This window comes from Chryseobacterium sp. ON_d1, assembly GCF_006829085.1.
Classification (GTDB): Bacteria; Bacteroidota; Bacteroidia; order Flavobacteriales; family Weeksellaceae; genus Chryseobacterium.
Window position 1 is genome coordinate 320444 of sequence record NZ_BJTC01000003.1, and the last position, 26074, is coordinate 346517.

The 26074-nt window shown below is 35.4% G+C and carries 17 protein-coding genes; 7 read left to right on the top strand and 10 right to left on the bottom strand.

Annotated elements, in window-relative coordinates; genetic code table 11:
• Positions 1–272: 272 nt before the first annotated feature.
• From CRS_RS06975 to CRS_RS06985, 3 genes are all read left to right on the top strand, one after another.
• A complete protein-coding gene (locus tag CRS_RS06975; RefSeq protein ID WP_142723345.1) occupies positions 273–5156 on the top strand; it encodes a PKD domain-containing protein in 4884 nt (1627 codons plus the stop codon).
• A 70-nt stretch (positions 5157–5226) separates the two neighbouring features.
• On the top strand, positions 5227–7089 hold the full coding sequence (locus CRS_RS06980; RefSeq protein ID WP_172617016.1) for a T9SS type A sorting domain-containing protein: 1863 nt from the start codon (positions 5227–5229) through the stop codon (positions 7087–7089).
• Between the two features lie 158 nt (positions 7090–7247).
• Complete coding sequence (locus CRS_RS06985; protein WP_142723347.1) at positions 7248–7697, top strand: DUF4440 domain-containing protein; 450 nt, start codon at positions 7248–7250, stop codon at positions 7695–7697.
• Here CRS_RS06985 and CRS_RS06990 read toward each other — a convergent pair.
• Complete coding sequence (locus CRS_RS06990; protein WP_142723348.1) at positions 7694–8512, bottom strand: helix-turn-helix domain-containing protein; 819 nt, start codon at positions 8510–8512, stop codon at positions 7694–7696. The genes CRS_RS06985 and CRS_RS06990 overlap by 4 nt on opposite strands.
• A gap of 195 nt (positions 8513–8707) precedes the next feature.
• On the opposite strand from CRS_RS06990, the gene CRS_RS06995 reads away from it, so the two are divergent.
• The 3 genes from CRS_RS06995 (at position 8708) to CRS_RS07005 (ending at position 11751) form a co-directional block, all read left to right on the top strand.
• Positions 8708–9406 (top strand): DUF1826 domain-containing protein, encoded by a 699-nt coding sequence (locus tag CRS_RS06995; RefSeq protein ID WP_142723349.1) that lies wholly within the window; start codon positions 8708–8710, stop codon positions 9404–9406.
• A 385-nt stretch (positions 9407–9791) separates the two neighbouring features.
• Positions 9792–10835, top strand: a complete 1044-nt coding sequence (locus tag CRS_RS07000; RefSeq protein ID WP_142723350.1) for an aldehyde reductase — start codon at positions 9792–9794, stop codon at positions 10833–10835.
• A 103-nt stretch (positions 10836–10938) separates the two neighbouring features.
• Positions 10939–11751 (top strand): AraC family transcriptional regulator, encoded by an 813-nt coding sequence (locus CRS_RS07005; protein ID WP_142723351.1) that lies wholly within the window; start codon positions 10939–10941, stop codon positions 11749–11751.
• A 296-nt stretch (positions 11752–12047) separates the two neighbouring features.
• Here CRS_RS07005 and CRS_RS07010 read toward each other — a convergent pair whose 3' ends face one another.
• Together CRS_RS07010 and CRS_RS07015 are read right to left on the bottom strand one after the other, a co-directional pair.
• Entirely contained in the window at positions 12048–13244 is a 1197-nt protein-coding gene (locus CRS_RS07010; RefSeq protein ID WP_142723352.1) for a hypothetical protein, read from the bottom strand.
• Positions 13245–13744: 500 nt separating this feature from the next.
• Complete coding sequence (locus tag CRS_RS07015; RefSeq protein WP_172617017.1) at positions 13745–15145, bottom strand: tetratricopeptide repeat protein; 1401 nt, start codon at positions 15143–15145, stop codon at positions 13745–13747.
• A 662-nt stretch (positions 15146–15807) separates the two neighbouring features.
• Between CRS_RS07015 and CRS_RS07020 the strand changes: the two genes are divergently transcribed.
• Positions 15808–16440, top strand: coding sequence for a hypothetical protein (locus tag CRS_RS07020; protein WP_142723354.1), 633 nt, complete (start codon positions 15808–15810; stop codon positions 16438–16440).
• Positions 16441–17168: 728 nt separating this feature from the next.
• On the opposite strand, the gene CRS_RS07025 is transcribed toward CRS_RS07020, so the two are convergent.
• From CRS_RS07025 to CRS_RS24355, 7 genes are all read right to left on the bottom strand, one after another.
• Positions 17169–17549 (bottom strand): hypothetical protein, encoded by a 381-nt coding sequence (locus CRS_RS07025; protein ID WP_142723355.1) that lies wholly within the window; start codon positions 17547–17549, stop codon positions 17169–17171.
• Between the two features lie 801 nt (positions 17550–18350).
• Entirely contained in the window at positions 18351–18704 is a 354-nt protein-coding gene (locus CRS_RS07030; RefSeq protein WP_142723356.1) for a DUF4280 domain-containing protein, read from the bottom strand.
• A 5-nt stretch (positions 18705–18709) separates the two neighbouring features.
• Entirely contained in the window at positions 18710–19423 is a 714-nt protein-coding gene (locus CRS_RS07035) for a hypothetical protein (RefSeq protein WP_142723357.1), read from the bottom strand.
• A gap of 46 nt (positions 19424–19469) precedes the next feature.
• A complete protein-coding gene (locus CRS_RS24600; protein ID WP_185150434.1) occupies positions 19470–22718 on the bottom strand; it encodes a phage baseplate assembly protein V in 3249 nt (1082 codons plus the stop codon).
• Between the two features lie 806 nt (positions 22719–23524).
• Complete coding sequence (locus CRS_RS07045) at positions 23525–24592, bottom strand: S9 family peptidase (protein ID WP_142723358.1); 1068 nt, start codon at positions 24590–24592, stop codon at positions 23525–23527.
• Positions 24593–25581: 989 nt separating this feature from the next.
• Positions 25582–25710: a helix-turn-helix domain-containing protein gene (locus CRS_RS24795; protein WP_373995761.1), complete on the bottom strand. Its 129-nt coding sequence runs from the start codon at positions 25708–25710 to the stop codon at positions 25582–25584.
• A 10-nt stretch (positions 25711–25720) separates the two neighbouring features.
• A complete protein-coding gene (locus CRS_RS24355; RefSeq protein WP_172617010.1) occupies positions 25721–25975 on the bottom strand; it encodes a hypothetical protein in 255 nt (84 codons plus the stop codon).
• Between the last annotated feature and the right edge of the window lie 99 nt (positions 25976–26074).

The following is a 26074-nucleotide window of genomic DNA, read 5'->3' on the forward strand; positions in this document are numbered from 1 at the left end:
ATAAAAAAATAACATTAATTTATATTTTAGTTATTATTTTATTTTTAATATGGTATAAATGTAGAATTTTATTTTATTTATACTCAAGAACCCGCGAGAATGCTGACTTTTCCTGCATAATTAATAGGTGTGTGAAATAACATATACTTATGAATTTCTTTATATTGTTGAAATTCAATAGTGAAATAATGTTATTTTTTCACTATAAAATGATTTTTATATTATTTTTTTTATTAATTTGACAAAAAATTAATAACACTTTTTTAATAACTATGAAAAACAACACCTATTTTGGTAGGCAGTACATCTTCAGATGGCTACTACTATGTTGGCTTTTGGTACCATGGGTACTGCAGGCACAAGCTCGAATTACATGGACTGAACAGGTCGGATGCCAGGAATTCCGTGGCGAAAAAGAAAGTCAGGTCCCTGATAATGGGATCGCCAGTTCTTACATCAACTCATCCCAATGCCTCCGTGTCTGTGAGAAATCAGTCACTCCTGTTAAATATGAGGTTCAGGGATCAAATGTTTCCAATGTACAGTGGACTGTTTCCGGAGGAACTGCAGCCATTTCCGGACCAGGAAATACGGTTGCGAACGTTATTTGGGGAGCGGCAGGCAGCGGTTCTTTACAGGCAGTTATCACCTACAGTGACGGAACTATTGAAACCCAGACGATCTGTATTGAAAAGATCAACAGGCCCATCGCCAAATTTGAATTGTTAAATCTGGATTATACCGTATGTAAAAATACAACGGTCTATTTTGATAATCTTTCTGATCAAAACGGAGGATCGGATATTATCAATTATTTCTGGGAGTTTGGAGATGGAGCTACTTCCACATCCACAGCTTTTGAACCTTCCCATACGTATACCAATCCCGGTAATTATGTTGTTCAGCTGACGGTAACGAACAAGTGCGGCTGCCAGAGCAAATATAAAAAAGAGATCAAGGTGATAAAAACGGATCCTGTACAGATCAACTGTGCTTCTGTAGTATGTGAAAACAGTTTGGAAAAATACAATGTGCAGGATAACTGTAAAGGAGAATGGAAAGTTATCGGAGGCTCAATTGTCAGCAATAATGGTAACGAAATTGAAGTGAAGTGGGATCAGGTAGATCCGCTTGATGGCTTCGGTTACGTGATGTATCGGTCTGAATGCGGCTGCCCTGAGTGGACTACTATTAAAATTCCTGTAGTGCTAAAAAATGCGAAAGTTAATGGCCAGGCAGTAATATGTGCAGGAAAACAGTATACTTATTCAATTCCTCAATGGCCTACAACCAGTGTTCAATGGAATGTATCAGGTCCTGCAGGAGGTATGCTGGTCAATACCCAGCAGAGAAATGAAATTGTTTTTTCAGCTACGCAACCGGGGACATATCATCTTACGGCTAATTATCTGAATACCTTATTAAAATGTGGGGGGAGTGCCTCTATCGATATCGTAGTGGAAGCACCTGTGGTGATAAGCGGAGGAACAGATGAGATCTGTGCAGAAACAAGCCAGGCATTTACAGCTACACCAAACGTACCTGTTATCTGGAAAGTAACGACAGGAGGATCTACTTATACATCTCCACCAACAACAGGTACATTTACCTACAACTTTGCAACAGCAGGTACTTATACCATTACAGCTACCAAACAAGGGGGAGGCTGCGAGAGTAATTCAAGAATCATTAAGGTACTCCCAATTCCACAGCCACCTTCCGGAACAATCTCTGGAGAAACAAAAGTGTGTCCGGGAAAACCTTATGTATATACCATCAGTTCTGTAGATGCAGGAATGATACCGGTTTGGAGTGTTACGAACGGAACAATTCAGGGCAGTAATGCCGGTTCTTCTGTAACAGTGATCTTTAACTCTGGCGCTTCATCATACACCGTTTCAGCGCAGAACAAATCAATCAGTAATGCAGGTTGCCTTTCGGCTCCTATTTCATTCAATGTTACGGCGCTGGATCTTAACACGATTACGATCACCCCTAATTCAGGACCTTTCTGTCCGAGCAGTACCCAGACTTTCAGTGCCAATCTGAACGGTATTGTTCCCGACTTTATGGAATGGACATTCGGAAGTGCCAACTTTGGAAGTGTTATAGGAGGTCAGGGCACCGCTAATATTACGGTAAACTTCAACGAAATTTCTTCAACAAGCAACACCATGCTGAACTTAAGAGTGGTAAAATGTGGAGTAACGAAAATTATCAGCATGCCGGTATCTTTAATACCGCTTCCGGTAGTAAGCTTTACTAATATTGGAGGAGTCTGTTTAGGCTCAAACCTTTCTTTCACCGTGAATCAGGGAACAATCACTTCAGCAACAAATGTGATATTCACTTTTGCTAATGGAACTCAGTTTCCTGCAACCTTTAACCCGACCGGAGTTTACAGCTTCCCAAATAACGGATATATCCAGAACAATTCAGGAAGCAATGTTTCCCAAACGGTTACTGTAACATATGAAGGAACTAACGGATGTAACTATAAGCCTACTGCAAGCGCAAACTTTACGATATATCCTGAAACCATTATAACAATTTCTCCGGTATATAATATCCTGGTATGTGATCCTGCAACTATGACACCATATACCCTTACGGCAAACAGTTCTACCGGGCTTACCAATATTACTTCATGGCAGTGGTTTAAAGATAATACATCTATACCAGGTGCTACTACCAACTCTTACACGATAGCTGGAGCAGGTGCTTTTGGAACCTATAAAGTACGGGCTATAGATGTTAATGGGTGTGTGGTTTATTCACAGGACGTTAATGTGGCTCAGTTATGCCCAAGCAGCGGGACATGTACAGCAGATCCTCAGATCAGTTTTGCTGCTTCGTGGTCAGGTTGTAATACGATTTCTGTTTCAGGTTTAACCTATAACGGAACTCCTGATGAGATTCAATGGTCATCAGACAATGTTCTTACTTTAACTTCTCCTCAGGGACAGCCTACAGCTACATACCAGACTGGTCTTGCAGGGGCACATATTGTTTTTGTACGTTTGAGATACGGTGCATGCTGGTACAGCAAAGCCGTAGAAGTAAGAAAAAATTATGAGCCTAAATTCAATATCAGTACAGTGTGTAATGGAAACGGGTATAATGTGACTCTTTTCAACACTTCTACAATATTTGAGATCAATCCGGCATCTGTTACCTACACATTCACCAGTCCCGGACAGCCAACTCAGACAGGTCAGACGGCTACATATAATAATCTGGCGCCAGGTACTTATACCTTCACAATGACAATGTCTGCGCCAGGGAAACCAGTGTGTACCACTACACAGACCATCACATTAGCTCCGGTTCCTAGTACCAGCTTCCTGGTTCCGGCATGGATATGTGTACGTGAACCTATTACATTTACTGCGCCAGGATACACCCCGGCTAATACATACACATGGCTTTTTGATGGTACAGCGTATGTAGCTACCGGAGCAGGCGCTACGGTTACGTATAATACAAGTGGTGCCAAAACAGTACAGCTAAAAATCACGACCCCTAACGGATGTGTGTATACTTCACCAATTGCAAACATTAGCGTGAATGAAGCTTTCATTGATGGTAATATCTCACCTGTTAACGTAGTTGCCTGTGCAGGATCTGTTCCTACACTTGTATTTAATGGTTCAGTAGGAACGGCCAGCCAGTATATCTGGATGAACGGTTCCCAGCCAGTGCCGGGAGCACCAAATTCAATGACGTTCACACCTACTCAGTCGGGAACTTACTGGCCGGTACTGGTATCATCTGATGGTTGTAGAACAAGCATCATGAGTACTAAAGCAGCAACAGTGACAGTTAAAAATGTTCCCTATGTAAATATCTCAGGTAAAGCGAATATCTGTGCAGGATCTTCTGCAACACTCAGTGGTCTTGTAACTGACAATACATTAGAATACCAATGGAAAAAAGCCGGTTCAGTGGTTGTTCCATGGACTTCTGCTCCTTATCCTATCACTTATAATACAGGAGCATTAACGGCAGGAACCTATGTTTATACACTGGAGGTAAGAACTCCAGGAACATCAGGGTGCATAAGTTCTAAAAACTTTACCCTTACAGTAAGTAATCCGCCATCATCTATTACTGCAACGTATAGTTTGGTGAGTTGCCAGCCTTATAAAATTCAGTTAACTGCATCAGGACCATCTTCAGGAGATTATAACTGGAGCAATGGAATGTCAGGCCAGACAATCACCGTAAATGAAGGTGGTGCGTACCAGGTTATTTATACAGCGCCAAGCGGTTGTAAAGTATCTAATTATGTAGAAGTGCCATTAAGTCTTGAAAGCCTGATGTGGGTATTCCCTACAGGATGCTATGACGAATGTATCAGAGAGAATAACTATATCTTAGGGCCTAAAGGAGTATTTGACCACCATGACTGGCAGCTGTTCGGAAACAATATCCAGAGCGGAAACAATGACTTCATCTTTCCGCTGTACATCATTAATGCAGGAACTTACCAGTTACAGGTTAACCATTTAGGATGCCAGTACACATCCGGAACTATGAATTACTATCCGGGTAAAGAATGTGGATCCGAAGACTGTAAGATCAAAGGAGAAATTAAAGGAATGAAGTGGGTTGGAGATCATTATGCTGTTTATGGTTTTATTTACAACACAGGAACCCAGCCGATAAGTCTTACGGTATCAAGTGTTAATGGATTCGGAATCTATGTTCCATCTATTATTACAATTCCGGCAGGAGGAATGTATGACATGAACGCAAATCCGTTGGCATTCTATCCAAACTCAAGCTTCCAGGGAGCAGATGAGATATTATTCTCTAACGAAACCTGTAAGTTTACCATTAAGGCAGTAGATCCGGACTGGATGGGGATGAAAAATGCAGGAAGAGGTGTAAGCTCAGCTTCAGTTTCTTCTCTGAAAATGATCCCAAATCCTGCAAAGGAAAAAGTGAAAATCTCGTATAATACGGGCGATGAAAAATTACTGGCAAAACAGATTACAGTTTTTGATGCTATGGGCAATATCAAATTCCGTAAGGAACTTAAAACGGCTTCAGGAGAACTGGACGTGGAAGTTTCCAGCTGGCTGCAAGGTGTTTATATCGTTATTGTACAAACGGGAGATACATCATTACAAGGAAAACTAATTAAAAATTAGTAGCTTATAAAGCAGTGTTCTCTTCGGAGAGCACTGTTTTTTTATAGTATGTTATAATTAAATGATTTTTATGATACAATTAAAAAACAAACTCTGGGGATTGCTTCTTATGATGCCGGTATTATCTTTTAGTCAGACTTACCAATGGCAATGGGCAAAACAGGCTGGTGGACAATCTGGTTCTGCCGATCCGGGATTTAATTACCAATTTGATGAATCTATCCGGGATATTGTTGTTGATAATAATAACAACACCTATTATCTCGCAAGTGTATGGAATGGTGATCAAAATTTGAACGGTGTATCTGTTCCTAATTATGGACTTCGTGATCTTATTTTGTTTGCCACAGACTGTCAGGGTAATACATTATGGTCTACCGTTATCGGAGGGTCAGAAGATGGAGAAAATGCCTGGCATATTGAAGTGGATAATAATGGTGGATTATATGTAATGGCTACTCTTTATAATAATTCATATAGTGGAGATCCAACTGCTGTTCCTATGCATTTTGATGCTGCTCATACACTGCCTTTGTATACCTATTATGATCAGACGGTAGAACCCGCACATAAAGCAGGTTATCTGCTTAAATATAAAACGGCTGATGGAACACTGGATTGGAGTAAGGCTTTACAGGGAGATGTCAGTTATCTTAGCAGACGTTGTGATGTACAGATGATGTATATGGATTCATCCAAAAATATTCATGCTATTATGGGTTTCAGAGCAGGTACTCATTTAAATGGTTTGATTACAGTGCCTTCAACATTCACTACATCGTTGCAGTATTATCTGGTCAAATTTAACTATGACAATGGGAATATGACACCTGCAACACCTTTGTTACTTCCTATTACAGGAGGATTAACAGCGGGAGGAACAGATGGTAAAGTGAATCTGCTGTATGATGAAACTTTAAACAGGTATTATCTGGCTGGTAAAAGAATGGTTGGAAACTATAGCAGTAATATGGAGAGCTTTTCATACAATAACGTTCCGTTTACAAAAAATGCCTATCTGCTTGCGTTTAATGGCAGTACCGGGGCAGAATTATGGAGAAAAGAATTTGATAACAGCTTACCTGGGTTTATGGATGATGAAATTCATTCTGTTATCAAAGCTGCAGGTTCTTCAGATATTTATATTTCAGGACGTTATTTTTCAGGAACGGTTCCTACAACTTTCGGAAGTTACTCTTTTCCTGTCCAAATATATCAGGGGCAAACTCCTTTTGTGATGAAGCTTAATGCTGATGGGATAGTACAATGGGCGAAGGTTCCCGACGGGCTTACCAGTTTTTCTGCTTACCGCTTTATGAAAGGCAAAATTGCACTTAACGGGAATGAATTAGCATTTGCTAAAGGAAGCTGGAATGAAATTTGGGGAGCTTTTTCAATGACACGTCCAAATTCGGATTTGTCTGATCCTTTGTTAGTGCGTTTTAATAAAGATACAGGAATGGTAATAGGTACCGGGGAGATTCACAGTAACTTTCAGATTCAGGATGAATTTACAGCGATTGCTGTAGACAAGAACGGGAATTATGTTTTAGGGGGTCTTTTTCATGACCAGCTGTTTACAGAATCCAATGATAATGTCAATACGATGACAGTCAATGTAACGGGAGGGAAGTCCCAGTCTTTTATTACAAAATATTCCAAATCGGCATGCAGTCAGATGTCGGTAGAGGAAACGGCTGTCCAGGCAGGAATACAATTATATCCGAATCCGGTTCAGGATGTGCTTAGCATCCGGAGTAAGGAGCCTTTGATTTCCTATGAAATTTTTGGACCGACAGGACAGCAGGTACAACAGGGAGCTCTGAATATGATGCAGGAGCAGGTGGTAGTATCTTCTCTTCAGACAGGAGTATATTACATTAAACTCAAAACCAAATCTTCGACAGTAACAGAGAAAATATTGAAGAAGTAAACTCAAAACTGAAAATCACTAACTTTATATATAAGCAGTGTTCTCCGAAAGAGGATACTGTTTTTTTATGACTCGGTCTGTCGGTTCAGAGTATATATTTGTTCGCAATTTTACAATTTTTTACCTGTAGGAAAGATTTGCTTTGTAAAAAAAATAAAATGAAAAAATTACTTATTCTAAGCGGATTACTCATGTTCACATTCTGGTGTAATGCTCAGGCTAAAGGCCCTGTGAACGCTGTAAGAAAAACTATTGAAGCCAGTAACGCAGTTTATGCTGATCTGGCTAATAAAGATGACGGATCAATCCTCACCAGGTATACCGGCGATGCCTGTCTGTTTCCTCCCAATGCAGCACCGGTATGCGGAAGAGAAGCTATACTTGGTTTCTTTAAGAACGGACCAAAGGTACATGTTAAGTTCACGATTCAGAATTTATATGGAGATGGAAAAACGGCAGTTACTGAAGAAAGTTATTATGAGATGACAGATTTAGAAGGTAAAAAAATGGATGACGGAAAGGTGATTGTGATCTGGAAGAATACAAAAGACGGCTGGAAGATGCACAGGGATATGTTCAGCAGTAATCATCCTGTGAAACCGAATTAAAAACCAATATTGAGAGCCTGCTGGAGATCTGTATCGTTTTTGATCAGCGACAGCCTGGTTGCAGAAGGGGGAATGCCGGTGAACTTTTTAAACTCTTTGATAAAATGGGCCTGATCGTAATACCCGCATTCATAAGCTATGGCTGTAAGAGATTCCGAAGTATTGAGCACGTTGTGCAGGCTTTTGTTAAACCGGATTACGGCTGCAAAAGCTGACGGACTTATCCCTATGTTCATAAGGTAAAGCTTTTGGATATATCGTTCTGATAATCCTGAACTTTTTGCGAGAGCAGGTAAATTCAGCTGATAATGGTCCATGATAAGCTGTTGGCTGAGGGTTTGAACTGTTGTTGCTTTCTTTAGTCTGGATTCATTTTTTTTCAGTTGCTGAAGAAAATAAATTTCTAAAATATTGATTTTGGAGGAGAGGTTTTCAGCCTGCATTATGCGGTCATACAAATCTCTGCTTTCGCTTTTTGCAATGTCATACATATCAGTAGCATAGTTTGTGAATTCTGATAGGGGATCAGAAAAAAATAAAGTGCTGGCATAAGGATAAATCCTTGCGATAAGCACCGAAGTTCCCTTTGCAGCTGTAAGCCGTGTGGGAAGGGTAAGATGTCCCAGCAGTTCTATATCCGGGGTGTCCTTTTGCTTTCCATTGATGATAGTTGCTGCAAAACCTCCGGAAATGTTAATGATCAGATCAACATATCCGCTCGGGTAAAATACTTCATCTTTGAGGGCCTTTTCAATCGTAATAACGGTGTAACTTTTTATATAAGGCGCTAAGCGGGGAGAAGGGAGAATCTGCATAGCTGTTTTTGGGGTTAATTGACTGATGGATCATTAATTCGAAGTTAGGAATAAATACAATACGAATAAAAAAAGAGTATATTAAAATAAAAATAACCATTTAAAAATCTATCAGAATTTTTTATAGTCAAGATTTTAAATAACCTATTCCGTATTTTTGTAAAAAAATAAGCCGCTGAAAGGTTTCTCAAAATTATGAACAATACATTTTCCGGGCATCATCAAATTGATGTGGTCTCTTCTTTTTCTGAACTTGTAAATACTCAGTTTCATGGAACCGTGAATGCAATTTGCTGGCATAGAAATTTAGCCGGGGATTTTAAAGAAATTGTCTCCAATCTTCAGTTAAAAGATAATATTACAGTAGTTTCCGCTAAAGATCTGCTGGCATTGCAATTATCAGATGAAGGAAATCTGGCAAGAGAAACCATCTTAAAGGATTTGGAATTATTGACCGATTGGGGAGCTTCTCCAGTTCTTAATTTACTTAAATGTTATGAGCGGGATGAAGAACTCGGTTTTATATCAACGGATGTATATTCCTATCATGTAGATCGTTCACCCATTGGTACAGATACTTTCCTTTGTACGTATCACGGAGCAGCCAGTGATATTATTCCCAATGATCAGGCTGAACAGAAAATTTTAGTTCCTGAAATACGTGAACAGCTCAAACAGTTACACGGAGGTCCTGAAGAAGAATTTGAAGATTTCCTGAAAGATTATTTCTTTGATCTTCATTACCAGCCTAAGCCTGGTGCAGAGCCGGTCAATTTAGAGACGGGTCATCTCTGGCGAATTGCAGTAGATCATCCTGAGCAGCAGGTATTGCCCTGTGTACACAGAGCTCCTGTGGAAAATGATGGTGAATACCGGCTGTTACTGATTTGCTGATGATTTATTTTTAAAATACTTGAGTTCACTTAATAAGTTTAAGATGATACTGCAGAAAAGCTCACATAAGATGAAAATCAAAGATTTTCACAAAACTTAGGGATGCTTTATTACGTAAAAGGTCTGGTTCTGAAAAAACTTAAGTGTTTAAAACCTGATTGAAGAACACAGAAAAAAATAACCATGCACAAAATATTTTCCAGATAACAATATCAAAATACAAATGTTTTTAATGAACTGGTGGCTAACCGGGGTGCATAATCAGCGATAGAAAAACATCGCGGATACCTTTCGTGATGAACTTTCCAGCACAATGAATTTGGATTTTTCAGCAAAACATGCTACTGACTTTTCCAGCGATCTTTGCATTATAAATTCAAAGAATATGACAAATTCAAATAATGGGATAACCGTTCTGGTAACAGGCGGATCCGGTTTCATCGCTGTTCATTGTATTATAAAGTTACTTGAGCAAGGTTATAAGGTCAGAACAACGCTTCGGACTCTTAACAGGCAGCATGAAGTGAGGGAAATGCTGAGGAAAGGAGGCATCAGCTCTTTTGAAGAACTCTCCTTTATTGAGGCTGACCTTTCGAAAGATAAGAATTGGGATAAGGCAGTGCAGGGCTGTACTTATGTTCTGCATGTAGCATCTCCAACGCCTGTTGTTAATTATAAACATGAAGATGAAATGATCATTCCTGCAAAAGAAGGTGTATTAAGAATTCTGAAAGCGGCAAGGGCTGCCCGTGTGAAACGGATTGTATTAACATCGGCCTATGGAGCGATAGGGATGGGAAATAGAAACCGCACAACACCATATACGGAAAAAGACTGGTCTAATCTTAATGGAAATCTTCATCCCTACCAAAAATCAAAAACAATTGCTGAAAAAGCGGCATGGGAATTTATCAAAAGTGAAGGGGGAGGACTTGAACTGTCTACGGTCAATCCTGTTGCTGTAATGGGGCCCGTACTCGGAACAGATTATTCTCATTCCAATCAGGTGGTGAAAAAAATGCTGGAAGGTGAGATAAAAGCATGCCCGAAAGTGTACTGCTGCTATGTGGATGTCCGTGATGTTGCTGATTTGCATCTGCTTGCCATGATACATCCGGAAGCCAACGGTGAAAGATTTCTGGCTACCACAGGGAATGCACTGTCAATGCTTGATATAGCTCAGATACTGAAGAAAAATTTAGGAGAAACAGCAGCAAAGGCTCCCGCTAAAGAACTGCCCAATTGGTTCGTAAGGGCAGCTGCTATTTTCAATCCATCATTAAGAATGCTGGCTACTTTACTTGGTCAATATGCAGAAACAAGTGGCGAGAAAGCAAGACAATTATTACACTGGTCACCCCGTTCCGGTGAAGAGGCGATTATGGCAACGGCAGAAACTATGTTACAGCTGGGGTTAATTAAAAAGTAAAAGATATTATAAGAGGTGCTGTATTAGGAGGCTGGTCTTAGTTTTTTATTGAAAAGTAGTTATATTAGGCATCTGACAAAGCAATATTTATTAAATTTATCCTATGAAAGAATCAGCTATTGCTTCCTGTTATATGACTCCGTCCCCTCATACGGAGCAGTTTATACAGGACCATTGCTTTATGTATCTGGTTTCAGGAGCTATGCTTGTTTATGATGGACACAAGGAATATAAAATCAGTTCCGGAGATTATGGAATAGGCAGAAGGAACCATCTTGCAAAATATACCAAAAAGCCTGACAATGAGGCCTTCAAAAAGATATTCATTTTATTTGAACAGGATTTTTTAAAGACCTTTAATGATACTTACAAATTCAGTGCTGAAGGGAGTAAAACAACTGATGCAATCATTCCGATGGCAAAACATAAACTGGTCAAAAATTTTATGGAATCCATTATTCCTTATTTTAATGAAAACGGGATCATAGAAGAACAGTTTTTAAATGTTAAACGGACCGAACTTTTATTGGTTCTGCTGAAGGTAAATCCGAAGCTTGCGAATGTTTTTTTTGACTTCACTAACCCTGAAAAAATAGATCTTGAGGAATTTATGAACCGTAATTACAGATTCAATGTGAGTCTACAGCGGTTTGCTTATCTCACTGGCAGAAGTCTGTCCGCTTTCAAACGTGATTTTGAAAAGATATTCTGTGCAACTCCCAAGCATTGGCTTGTACAGAAACGACTGGAAGAAGCTTATTACCTTATCGATAAGAAAGGTAAAAAGCCTTCTGAAATTTATCTTGATCTTGGCTTTGAGAATTTTTCTCATTTCTCTTTTGCATTTAGAAAATTGTTCGGGCATCCTCCGACACAATTGATTGAGAAGAGAAATAAAGATGTGAAGAGTCCATAAATTATGCTGATTTAAAAGATAATTCAAATAAAATCCCGATAAAATAGCAGATCTGTTTTCTGAAGGTTTTAAATTAATTAAGGATAGTAACCTATGGTTTCTGTCCTTTTTTATGTACGTTTGTATCCAAAGAATAAGAACCTGTAAGATTTAATTCAGTAATAAGAAAGAAGCTGTTTCAAAGTATAAAAACTTTCAATACAGCCTCTTCTTTCGTTTGTGCTATCAGAATTAAATCATTGAATAAAAAAATATTCAAAAGCGTTCAATATAGGTATTCGTATAGATACATCTCATTATTGAGCTTTCACTTGTTCCAGCTTTATAAATATTTTTGAAAGGTTAGGCTGAGCACTGCCTGTAGTAGGAGCTCCCACCATAATGGTTGCAGTATAAGCTGTTTTTGAAGAAGGATTGCTGTCTATCCAGGTATATCTCCTGTGTTCAGGTCCCCCACCGGATCCATCTATAATCCCTACATTCCCCCAGTACGCACTTCCCACTGCTCCTGTGCCTTGTGGATACCATGTAGCTGATGCATCTCCCATACCTCCCCATACTCCTGAAGTGATATTGTTTGTCGTTACAGCAGCACCAATATACCCGCCATATTCAGTATTATAATTCCAGTATAGATTAACTGTAGAACCGGTATTATTATATAATTGAACATTAGGGATTGCAGGAGTTGTTCCGCTTGTGGTATCAAATATAACCCTAATCGAATATTTACCATCCGGGGTAGGTAGCGCTAAGGTGTAAGCCTGCTTTCCGTTAGCATCAGTCGTTAAGGAAGGATAACCCATTACAGCGACAGGGGTAATATCCGCATGACTGTTGTTTCCCACGGTAGCCGTACAGTTTTGTGCTGCGGTTAAGAAAGGAATTGCTGCGGTGGTCATAGGAAGGAGCATGTTGTTATCATTAGTAGGAGTTCCCGTCACAGAAAATACCAATTCCCCATCTCCGAACTCAAGAGTCCCCGGCCTTAATTGGAAAGTTAATCCATTTACTGTAAATGGAGCTCCTGAGTTATATCGCCCTCCGTTTCCTTGGCTATAGGTAATTCTTAAGTTACCATTGAAAGGAGTCCCAGCGGTATAAGTAGAAGGATTCAGATAAGCAGAGTTGCATTGTAAAGCACTAATTGCAGGAGCGATGGTATTGGTAGCTTCTAAAAGTTTTTGCCATACCGTTCCATCGAAATAATAGTAGCCCATCGAAGTTATATTTACACGTTGTCCCGCATTATCTCCACCGGTAACATCTGTAATATAAATTAAAGCTCCTCTCTGATCACTATTATAGGTAGCTGTGTTTACTGTTAACTCGGCTCTGGTAAGTCTTGGGGCCTGCAATCCAAAAGTTTGTGTATTGTCTGTAATCTGTCCGGAATTATCTCTTTTAGCAGATATATCCATTGTTGCTTTAGGTAAGGCTGTATTAATCCCTACTTGTGCAATCGAGAATCCGGAAATAAGTACTATACTCAATTGTGTAAATTTTGCTTTCATACGATTATTGGTGTTATGTGATTGTCGTTCAGTCAAATTTACTATTATTTTTTCACAAAAAAAAATAACACATTCACATTTTAGTGAATTTTTGTCATTAAAAATCTTTTTAAAAATAAAATAGTCTATTAAGAAGTATAGCAAAGGCTTTTGCAAAACATATATTTATTTTGAACACTTCTAATTTTCCTGGTTGAAGAGTACAAAAGATGTGCATAATATAAAATAGAAAAACAAGCAAGGGTGAATAGAGGTAAGGAATATTTTAATAAAATAAAACAAAGGTTATTTCCCGATACAAAACGTAAAATCCTTAATAATAAAAGTTTTATCTAAATCGTGGGAAATAAGGTTTACCTTTTTTCAACTATTAATAATTATCACAAAATATAAATAATTTTAAAAGAAAGAATTACTACTACATCACACTAATGATAAAATCCAAAAATTACAATCAATGACTAGCCTTAATTAGAAAATTAGAATTTTGATAAATAAGTGTATAATTCTTCTTCTGGGTTAAGATTTATTTTCTTTCTAAGGCGATATTTCTTTGCGTCCACAGATCGTATGGTAGAATTAGTAAAAACAGCAATTTGTTTGGTGTCAAAATTCATTTTTAAATATGCACATAATCTAATGTCAGCTGTGGATAGTTTTGGAAATTTTTCAGTTATATTTATTATAAAGTGGGGATATATTTCTTGGAATTTTGTATAAAATGCCTGTTCATTTTTTGTAGCAAGATCTGTAAGTTGATTCAACTGTTCTATGGTGGCATATGATAAAATATTTTGTTTATGATTTTCTTTCTCAGTCGTTAGCGTTATTTCTGATCTGGGCGTTTCTACTATATCTTGCTTAGGTATAATCATAAGAATAATAAGCAATAAACATACTCCAAGTATACTGTAGTCAAAGAAATCAAAGCTTTGGTAATCTTTATTCTCAAGATTTTTTATTTTATTTATTACTTTTTTTGTTTCAAAATTCAAGCTGTCATTGATTTTCTTGTAATTATTATGTTGATTAAGAGCTTTTTGATAATCCTTTAATGCCTCATAAGCTTCTGATAGCATTGGATAGATATTTTTTAACTCGTCATTCTGATTATATTTTTTTGCAAGAAAAATAGATTTATTAAAATAATCTATGGCCAGTTCATGTTGATTTTCCTTCATTGAAATTATTCCTAATGCTTTGTATATTTTTACCAGAGTCGCCTTATCTGGACTATTAATAAGATTTTTTTCAGCATTAAGAATATATTTTTTAGCATCTTTTACATTTCCTTTATATAATAAAATATGACCTATTACAGTGGCTGTTGCTGAGAGGTATCCTTTTTTATCTGGATTCGAACTTTTGATATGGAAAGCGTATTGATATGCTTTTTTTGCTTGCGATAGCATTGAATCAGTATCTGATCTATAAGCTTCGTAATAAGAGGCCATAGTAGAACTAATGTTCATTAAAGATTTGTATTTTTGATCATTGTCAATAATATTTGAAGCAATTTCTGCAGCTTTTTTTAATTCATTTTTTGCTAGATTATATTTGCCTATTTTAATATACATCCATGCTCTATATCTGAGCGCTCTGCTTAGAATATAATTATTATCCAACTCTGTAGCCAGTCTAATTGTTTTATCAGATTTTTCATATATACCATTGATATTGTTTGTGTTATAATATATTTCCAGAAACTTAATTAATGATGCTAAACGGCCTCCATCATAGCCCCGGTCCTTTGAAAGATAATAAGCTTCGGTGATTAACCTTAGCATTTCTTTATCTCCTAAATTTGAATATGCATTTTTATTGTTTGCTACATTGATGAGGCTATCAATTTGACGTTGGGATGGATCTTTAGCATTCACGATTAATATCATGAATGAAAACATTAAGCAAAAAAATTTCATAATCTAATTTATTGTATAAATTATTTGTGTTTATAGCATGAAACTGCTGAATTGTAGGTGCAAAATTATATATAAATTATTAAAAAATAAATCTATACTGTATTCTGTACAAGCTTATACTAAAAAAATAAGGGTTTAGGCAATCTAAACCCTTGTTTTAATAATGTACAGACATCATTTAAACATCCAAAATGACTATCAGATATTAAACATTAATCCTACAAGCTTTTGATAACATGTGAATTCATAGTACTAAGATACTCTTATGTTGCGAGCTACTGGCATTTTAGTGTAAATAAGAGTTTTTATGACGGGTAATAAGTTATTTCAATTTTTTTTTAAAACTCCGTCAATTGTTTTATTGGTAATATGGTTTAAAGCAGGTATAAATGAGTATTTGTGGATAGTATATTTTTTTAGAGGAAAGATGTTTTTTTTCAATTTTGCGATGCAAAACGAATCCATTTGTATTTACGAAAGTTTAGTAATGACCTGTCAGACAGATAACTTTTGCAAAGGTGGAGTACAATAACCAGACAGGGGCTTTTAAAGTATTAAGTCCAGATATGTTTTAGAGATTACATTTTAAATTCAATTTATAATTAAAATTATATGTACTTATGAAAAAGGTTACTTTTATGGTAAGTTTTTGTTTATCAGCTAGTTTTTTTAGTCAGGTAGGGATAAATACTACTAATCCTAATGCAAGCTTAGATGTCGTAGGTAAGCCCGAAAATCCCGCTTTTTATGATGGTATTATTGCTCCAAGAATTACAGGAAATCAGCTTTCTGAAAAAAACTATACTTCAAGTCAGAAAGGGGCAATTGTATATGTTACCTCAGCAGCTAATAATTCCACAGGGCAAACTAAAAACGTTAAAGAAGAAGGTTATTATTACTTTGATGGTAGTATCTGGGTGCGATTTAGTTCTGGCCTGGATTCCACAACCTATTCAGGAAGTGGCATATATGCCAAGATCAGAGAAGGAAGTGGTTCTGTACTTGATGATGATTATACTATCATTCTTAAAGGAAATATAACTTTACCTCCGCCAGGTGGCAAAAATATTAATAGAATTCTGGTTTTGTGTACAGCAAATTCTGGAGGGAAGTTAATATCTTCTTCCTCCGGGTCACAAATATACTTGCCATTACATGGACCAACTCCAAGCACAATAGTCAATCCAAATACTAATAAATGTTTAACATTTCATTCGAAAGGAAATTATTGGTATATAACAAGCTCTTACTAAAAATGAATTCTTTTTAGCTTTAGAAAAGCTACGAAAAGTATTCATTTTACTTGAAAGTAGTTAGCTGTTTTCCCTCACTCAATGTTGACTGCAGTTTAAGAATATTAGCCAATTTCATTCGTAGATTCTAAAGACATAAATGACTAGGATAAAATAAATTATTGTGAAGAAAATTGAATATCCGGAATATAATAAAATCGATATCTCCAAAAAGTATTCTGATAAATTAAATCTAGGATTTTTATTAAAGAACTAGTAATCAGTATTATTATCTTCAAAATGTACCGGAAAGATAAAGTGATTGGTATGATGCTGTATACTTTTGGAAAAGTTTTTTTTCATTTAAAAATATTTTTTAGTCTTTTCGGTTATCCTGTCTCTTTTTTGGAGACAGGATTTTTTAATACCCTACAAAATAAAAATTTCATTGCTGTCATTGTGTTTTATCTTTATAAGGGTAGGGACAACTGGGGGGTAAATATTTACAAACCAATAATAACTATTACAAAGGACAAATTATTATGAAAACAAAACAGTCATAATTAATATAAATAATTCACTTTCAAAATAGTACCTAAATTATTTTGATAATGATATACTTAAATGTACCAAATGTTTAGTCGTATAAAATAGGACGTTAATTAACTTAAAATATTTGATCTGCCAATCTATAAAATTCTATTATTTAAAAAATAAATTTTGGTACATTCAAGTATATTGTCACCTTTTTAAAGAGCGAATTTTACAGTAAAACCAATATTTCCTTGCCAACCAGTGCCAGGAGAATACGATACGTTACCAGTGACTTCCCCTGTAGTGGATCTTGCCTTTTTTTGTTCAGCAGTAGCATTAACGGGTACATCTCCAAATTCAACATAATCCCTGCATAGAATAGAAGTTGCAGTCTGCCAGCCAAGCACCAGCCTAAAACCCTCTTCCATGCCTTCATAATATTCCTGCTGGGATTGGGTTACTACAAAATTGGCTAAAACCCAAGATTTTAAATCAGTTGCCATTTCGATGGCAACCTGTTGCAATTCGTTGTCTGAAAGCTGAAACAATTCAGCCTGCTTTTGTTTTACACCAACAGGTGTTAATGGATAACTCATGTTTTAATGATTTTATGGTTAATAAAAAGTATTTAATAATATGAATGTCTAATAAAACAATGTGATTAAAATATGATTCGAAAGTTGAACATCACAAATGTTATTGCACTATGCACTATCTTGGCGATTTGTATTCAATGACTAGTGAATAATATGTTGTAAATATAATTTTTACTTATTGTAAATCAGGTAATTATCGATAGATTTTATATATGTGTTAAATTTGAAAACCTAATTGTCTAAAGTCATTTGTATTATCAAGCAATGCTATGTAGAGCTGTGGTTTACTTTCTCAGTGACTTCATTTTTTAGAAATGAATTTTTATTATTATATATTTTGGACTCAGGCTAATTTATTTGTTTTCCTCACTCAAATTCTCTCAAAGTGGATGATATAGAATGTTGAGAGAACTTTAACAATCAGCTTTTGAAAATTGTTAATCAATTTATTAAGTATAGTAAATTAACCTTTTAATGGACGTAATAAATTCTTCAAAGTGAAGAAATAGGCCAACTATCCAAACTAAACTAATGATATGTTCTTAATCGATTATTTGAAAAACTGGTGAAAATTCTGAAAAATTCTGTTGAAATAAATAGTAATTGATTATTTATAAAGTGATAGTGTCTGTTAAGTGCAGTGAGTTAACCTATAAAATCTTGAATTTTTTACTTTAGAATTGGGACAAAACTGGAGACAAATTCAAATGATTCACAATGTTAATTTTTTTATTTAAAAAACATAGGTTTATGAGTGGAGTAGATGCTTTTTAAATTATGTCATCAGTGAAACCAAATTATTCACCGCGCCTCATGGTCTTCTTTATGCCCTTTGTTTTTTATACTTATTTTACCTCCTATACTACACATACAAAATGAATCTTCTGTAAGGATTTTATAGCTATTGATGGTATCTTTTTCTGTTGTTTTCTGCCAAGCCGTTGGTGCTGGCATACATGGTAAATATCCAGCTGAAGTAGGTTTTAATTTACATTGTCCAAAAGGTTTTATATTTACATTCGCCTGCTCATCCTGTTCTGTAGCAATATATTTTCCTTCAACCGTAGAGAAGTTCTGGCTGGTAACACTTAGAATACTTGGTGTTGTTCCTTGGTTACAGGATAATTGGGCGGTATCAGTAATTTTTTGTGGCATAAAGGTTATTTTTTTTCATATAGAATTTCAACAGAATCATTATGTTTGCCATTGATGCAAGTTACCTTTTGAATCTCACCGGTATTACCTTCAAGCTCAATTATTATACTTGAACCATATTTACCGTCATATTTTCCTCTATATTCTATTTCCCAAGTACTTTTTTTAGTTATGTCATCAACTCCTCGGCTTATTGAAGTATATTCATTATGCAAATCAATATTATTTTTGTTGCAATAATTGATAATATCGTCAGGTGTTATTTTAAAATCTTTGTCTGTGTCTGTTTGTTTGATAAGTTTTCCTGAATCGTCAAACTCATATTTGATACCGATAGCTCCAATACCATTTTTGAAATTTACCCATTTTTGATGAATAACTCCCTTGTGATTATATTCTTTATGAATTGTAAATAAAGAATTTTTAGGAGTCGTGTCATTAAAGTAGCCACTTTCTTTATCTCCAAATATTTTTATTTCTGAACCGAAGTTGTCTGTGTAAATTAAATTTTCTGCCTCATCTTTATGATTATCAAAATATTTTATGTCAAAATATTCTACTTTATCATTAATAAGATTTTTATAATTGTTTTGTGTATGCATAGCTGAATGTTTTATAGAGGTCGGTATATTTGGTTTATCTGCGGTACTTTGTTTTTTATTTTGTCCTTCGCAAGAAAGAAATAAGAATATAAAGGTTATATAAATTAAGTTTTTCATTTTATTTTTTTTATAATATTATTACTCTTTAAAAAAATCAGGCAAATTATTCTTTTTCACATCTTTTTTGTGCTTTTGTCCATTGCCAATGATAAATGCTAATAACAGGGACAGGAGGAGTTGCCATATCAGAATAGTCCATTATATTATCAGTAATATTTTGTTCAAGAGTAAATTCTCCATCATTATCAAAGCTATGATACAAACCTAAAGAATGTAAAGTTTCATGAGCCACAGTGCTGTCATTGAATCCCTTTGCGTAAACTATAATTGTTCTCAAATCTTTATCTACACTTCGTCCAATACCATATAAACCACCAGCTGATTCATTTATAAAATAAATTTTATAATAATCCCTATAATTCTTTGTTTTATCATATTTTTTATAAAGCTCATTATTTAAAAAATTGTAAATGTTATCAGACCATCCGTTTTCAATTCTCTTTTTTGCATTTGAGCCAACAATGACAAGCGTATTATTAAAATTAGTTTTGCGATTATGTTTTTGTTTCGTTATTGAATCAACATCTTCATGGAATTTTAATGTTAATTTATTTTCAAAATGTGGATTTATTAATGCTTGGTTCATGTATTGTGTAAGCTCAATACTTCGACCTACTGGTTGCGCTTTTTTTATACCATTGCCAATATTTGTCCATACTTCAATAAAAACAATTTTGGCTTTATATCTATTTTTATTTTTCGCAACTTTTAATTTACCTGCCAAAGATAGTTCTTCTTTACCTTGAGAGTCTTTATAAGTTGCGATAACCTTAATAGGCTGGTCTGTTGCAAATTCTTTCAGACAAGTAATGTTCATTTCTAATTCATGTTTTCCTATAGTTAAAGGAAAAGGTGCATGGGTTATGTTGAAAAACTTATTTTCATATTCTAATGTTAATTTTTCAGGTTTCTTTTTTATATCAACTATTACTCTTAATGTAGCTAAAGTATTTTTATATGTGGTTGCAAGTTCTTTAGGTATAACTTTTCCATTACTCTGTTTAATATTTTTGATTATTATTTTAGGATATAAGCTTAACCAAGGAACACAATAGTTTATCTTTATTTTTTTACCTTTTTTATTTTTTACAGTATAGACATGAGGATTGAATAATGACATTAATTTAACAAACTCAGTTTTATCACTAACAAAAAAACTTACAGGAGGAAGATTAGGATCATTATCATATACTTGTCGTAATGCTCCATTACTATCTCGATATTTTCCTATTCTATTTCCATAGTAAACATCTCCTGGGATTTTCGTATCACCAACTCTTATCCAGTCAAAACCATATCCTTTGCCACCCCAATCATCTTTTGGTCTAAAACTTACGAGACATCTTTCATCCACATAAACAGGAGCATATTTATAGTTTTGAGGTTTGTTAGTTTGATTATTTCCCTGTTTACCATGCATATCTACAATTCCCTTACTGTTTACAATTGTATTTTTATCAGAATGCATAAACAGTTTTTGGGTTCCAGCTACATTGGTTTCCTTTGCTTCAATTTTGATCTCATTTTCAGAATTAAATACAGCTTTACCTGCTTGTGTATGGAAAAATTCTGTTATATTTTGCAATAAAGTCGGAGAGTTAACCATCATTTTTTGTAAAATGTTGAGCATTGCATTATTCACAACATTGAATGTCATATTGTTTCCAATATTCATATCCAAATTATTTCCAGCCTCAAGTATAATATTGTTAGGAGCATTTATTCTGATATTCCCTTCACCATCTAAATAAATAAAGTTGGTACTTCCATCCTCTGTTCGTATACTTCCCTGTCCTTCAGTATCATTAAAAAGAATTTTATTTCCGCTACGTGTTTGTATGGATTTAAGATGATTATCAGCCCCTCCGCCTAAACCAATTTTACCATGAAACATTCCACCCATTGCAAAAGGGAAATCTGGATTGTGATATTCAAAACCAACCATTACCTGATCTCCGATTTCAGGGACTGCAACAAATCCTCTGTTTTGACTTACTGCATCTGTTCCGCCCGCATCAGGGCTCATCATTCTGATAAAATGGGTGGTATCATTCAACTGCCAATCAAATCTTACCTGTATTCTTCCTTGGTTTAAAGGATCAACGTTAGAGATTACAGTTGCTACTTGTGGTTCAGCTTTTGGTATTAGAAAATCAGGTTTAGGTATAAAGCCAGTTCCTTCGGCAATAGCTTCAAAATCTCCAGTATAGTATCCTCTTGCATCCACCTCATGATTTACTTCAGTTATCATCAATCTAGTGAAGTGTGAAGTTTGGTTGCTATCTGGTTTTCTCATGGCTAGATCTGCTACACAGCCTGTATATAGAAATGGTACAGTTGTTTTTCCTGAAACTTTAAAAACATCTACCGCTTTACTTCCTCTTGCACTTTTCTGTGAATCATCTATATCTAGAAACATATTAGGATTTACAGGAGCAGGAGTCAATGAGCGGGTTTTAAATATATTGTTGTTAAGTTCATAAGTTTCAGATGATAGTTCACCAAGATGCTTGATCTGATTATCAACACCAATCATCTTTGCGTGATTACTGCTATTGTATCCAAAATATTCAGGCTTTATATGTATCGCATTTAACTCTATCTGTATCCCATTGATATTACTGCCATCAATAAGCTTTATAGACTTTTCATGAGGAGGTAACTTTCCGAAGTGTAGCGTTTCTCCATCATAATAGAATTGTTCCCCATAAGCTTCTGCAATTCTGGCAAGGTAATTATAATGGGTTTCGCAATATTGTGAACTGTAGTTGATATAACTATTGTTTTGCGTATCTATTCTAATATCAAAATCATTGTTACTCAATGCTTCTTTGATCACTCTATCAGCAATAATGGAAGTATTGACTGGTTGGCTGCCTCCAAAACTTTGAGTATGCGGAGCAGAATCCATCAGAATGGTAGGACTATTTCCTTTCAATACAATATTTCCCAGACGCATCTTTTCCTGATTAAATGCTACCTTCATAATAACTCCTACAAATGTGCGTTCTGGACTTTCGTTTTCAGGGTCTTTATACTTGAAAATAACTGTTAATCTTTTTCCCAAAAACTGTTTTGTCTGCTCTAAATTATGGCTTTGTGTTTTACCTAATGAATCGTGTGCTAGAGTAAGTTCAAAGTAATGGTGTGTTCTGACACTTTGCTGTAGACGGAAATGCTTAAAGTGGCTGATGGGTTTTCCATCAATCATAATGTCAAGCTTCACCACACGGTTAATGCCTGCAATATGATTATCCGAAATTTTCTCGGCATTAGATCTATTTTTTTTCATTATGATTTGTGTGTTTTATATCACTAAATGTAGATAAAAACAATGCCAAAACTGAATTTTTTTGATATTATTTCAAAAATTGTAGTAAAACTACGATTCAAATAGCACAATGCAATTTTGACATTAAAACAATCGAAATAGCCTATTCTTTAACTATATGTCTAAAGATTGACCAGGTGTTTGTATACCTTTATTCTTTAGTACCTTGGCACTTTACCGCTTTTATATTTTTAAAACCTAATGCTTTTATTGCCTTAAGTAAAAGAGGACGTAAATAAATTTTGAAAATACTTATATTAAACTCTTACCAATGATCAAAATCGTATATTCTCGCCCCCTCGCTGGCGCAAGCGTTACGTTCGTCACCCATTATTTCATAAAACTATAAAAACAAAAAAAGCAAGCTAACAGCTTGCTCTGATTTTTTATAAAAAACTCAATTATATAATCTTAAAAACATCTACTTTCCGATACAAAACTTATAAATCCTTATCTTACAGTTTTTTATCTCGCTTGAGGGACAAATGGGGGATAAATATCCACAAACCAATAATAACTAGTACAAAGGTAAAGTTATTATGAAATCAAACCAAAAATAACTGAATTAAAAATTCTTGCTTCCCTATGAAGTTCAATATGTTTTTTTAATTGTTTGTCGCAGCATTTGCATTTGGATATCTAAATTGTTCACCAGCAATGGTCTTCAATATTTCTCATCAGAAATGAAAGATTCAACATAGTAGTGACAAAGGTTTGGGTTATTTGATTTTATATGATCATAACTTCCTGTTTCCCATTTCCTTGCCTTACTTTGTTTTTATACTTCTGAAGATTTTATATTGAGTATCCACCACAGACTGGTTAAATCCGTGTGCTGCTTTAGGCAGTAAGAAATATTCTTTTTTAGGAGCTTTCAGGGTATCAAAATAGTTTCTGGACATTTCCTTAGGCGTCAGAATATCTCCTTCACCCTGGATCAGATAAACAGGAATTTTAAAATTCAGATTATCTCTCATCATATCAATGGAAGCTCCCATCGATTGTACACCCAGTTTCTGATCTCCGACAAAATTGACAAATGAGTAATCGTCACCGTCTTCTCTGTTTTTACGGTCCTTTTCATTGTTGTATTCTGGAGCTACTACAAACCAGTTTTCCGGAGCGGGAGTAGAATTTGCTTTCTCATATTTTTTGATCACTCTGTAAAGCATGCCTGTGCTTTTTGCGCTGGAGTAGGGCGGCTTACCTATGGTGTTCAATATTTTCAGAGCGTCATTATCTTTTTGGTCTTCTGCTGTTTTGTAAAGCTTTGAATATCTTTCTGTACTGAAATTAGGATTCACAATCTGAGAATGTCCTACATACGCATAAAAAAGCTCAGGAGCTTTGGTGGCTATTTTTACACCAAGAGCAGATCCCCAGGATGTACCAGTAAGGATGATTTTTTTCTTTTCAAGGTGCTGTAGAAGATATTGGGAAAGCATAATGCCATCATTTGTCATTTGTTCCAGGGTGAGTGGGTGGGTTTTTAAATATTCTGGAGTCAGTTCATCAGGAGGATTATTATGTCCATATGTTCTTCCAGAACCGCGCTGGTCCCACTGCACAACAATGAAATCTTTTTCGAGATCTTTATACAGAACATCAATATATGGGGTAATGGGACTTCCCGGCCCACCATGCAAAAACAAAATAACAGGTTTGGAAGGATTCCCGTTAATAGTTACCCATTGTTCAATTCCATTGATGGGAATATATTGCTCTTCGTGAATCTGACGGGTAGAAATTGTGTTATTCAGGTTTTTTTTTGATTGTGCAGAAGCCAGAAATGGAAGCATGAATGAAAACAGGAAAATAGATAATTTAATGTTCATAAGTGATGATGGATATTGAAATGGTTAGTTTAGAACGGTTTAAATTTACGTATAAATTCAGGAAAATATCAGAATTATTTACATTAAATATCGATAAAAGACTTCCGGCTTCTTTTTAATATATCACGAAATGTCCGTCAAAAAAACTAATTTCATTTTTTAGATTGGTAATATTAATCACTTCGGAAATTAACTCCAAGACAAGATTTATAATGATTGTTGAAGGCGGGATTTTTAGCCAAGGAAATCGATAAAATTTTATTTCGCAGTATTGAGAATTAAAATTTTATTTCTTAAGTTGAAGGTCTAAAAATTCTCTCTAGGGGATATTGACTATTCACTAAAAATTATTACCATGAAAAACCAGATTTACAAGGATGCTATTTCGAGCATCTTGAAGTACGAACAGAAAGTCAGTGGGGAATCACTGCGAATTATTGATGAAAGTTATCGAATGACCAAGTACCTTCGAAAATTACTTGGCGAATTGAAAGATCATGTGTTACAATTTGGGTTCTCGGATAAATCTGGGGATTATCCGAAAAGTGTCCACTCATTCCTAACCAAAATGACCACTCATTTCGCTCCAAAATGTGCACAGATTACCGCTTAAAGTGTGCAGTCGGCTGATTTTTAGCGTTTTTAAACTTGATTTTTAGCCTACCGGAATCTTTTATCATCCGGGTAATAAAACGCGCTGCAGATGCTTTAAAATCCGCTTAAAAAGAAAGTGTAGATTGTGCTAGGTGATCTGGTTTAGATGGGCTGTTTTTTCGTACCTGGGCACCTTTTGAATGATGCCTATTGGGCCTTTAGAGATTTAGGGATCCAAAATCTATTCTGAACACCTGGCAGAGCGGATCGCTGCACTTAAAAACTGAAAGCTGAAATTTCGGATGAACTTTTATCTTTGATACAGATTGAATCAAATTTCCCTGGATCCAGGGACTAAACCTGGGTGCACACTTTGGATTGAAATCCGGTGTCTACTATCCCTGAAATCCCCAACTACTTTCTTTCATTTTGAAAAGTGCATCAAGATCTTTTTTTAAGATTCTAATTCGTCTGATCGATAAATTAGCATAAGGAAGCCTGCCGGACTTAATTAATCTATAGATCGTCCTAGGGTCACATTTTAAAAGCTGGGCAGCTTCTTACAGATAAATAGTCGAGTGTTTTTAAAGAAAAATAAGATTGATCATTAATCCTATCGATGAGCTTTTCATTTGAGTTTTCAGTAATTAATTGGCTTTGTGCAATTTTTTGATCTCTTTTTCTTTTTTTGTAGTATCGTTTTGCACAAATGTCACTACAACATTTGGTAACTGTTGTTCTGGCAATAAATGCTGCCCCACAATAATCACAGATACTTTTGATTTTCATATTTGAACTCATAATATTTTATTTGTGGGAGTTCAAACATCGCTTTAGATACAATAAGATACATTTAGATACAATAGGGTGCAATAAAGTACCTTAAGC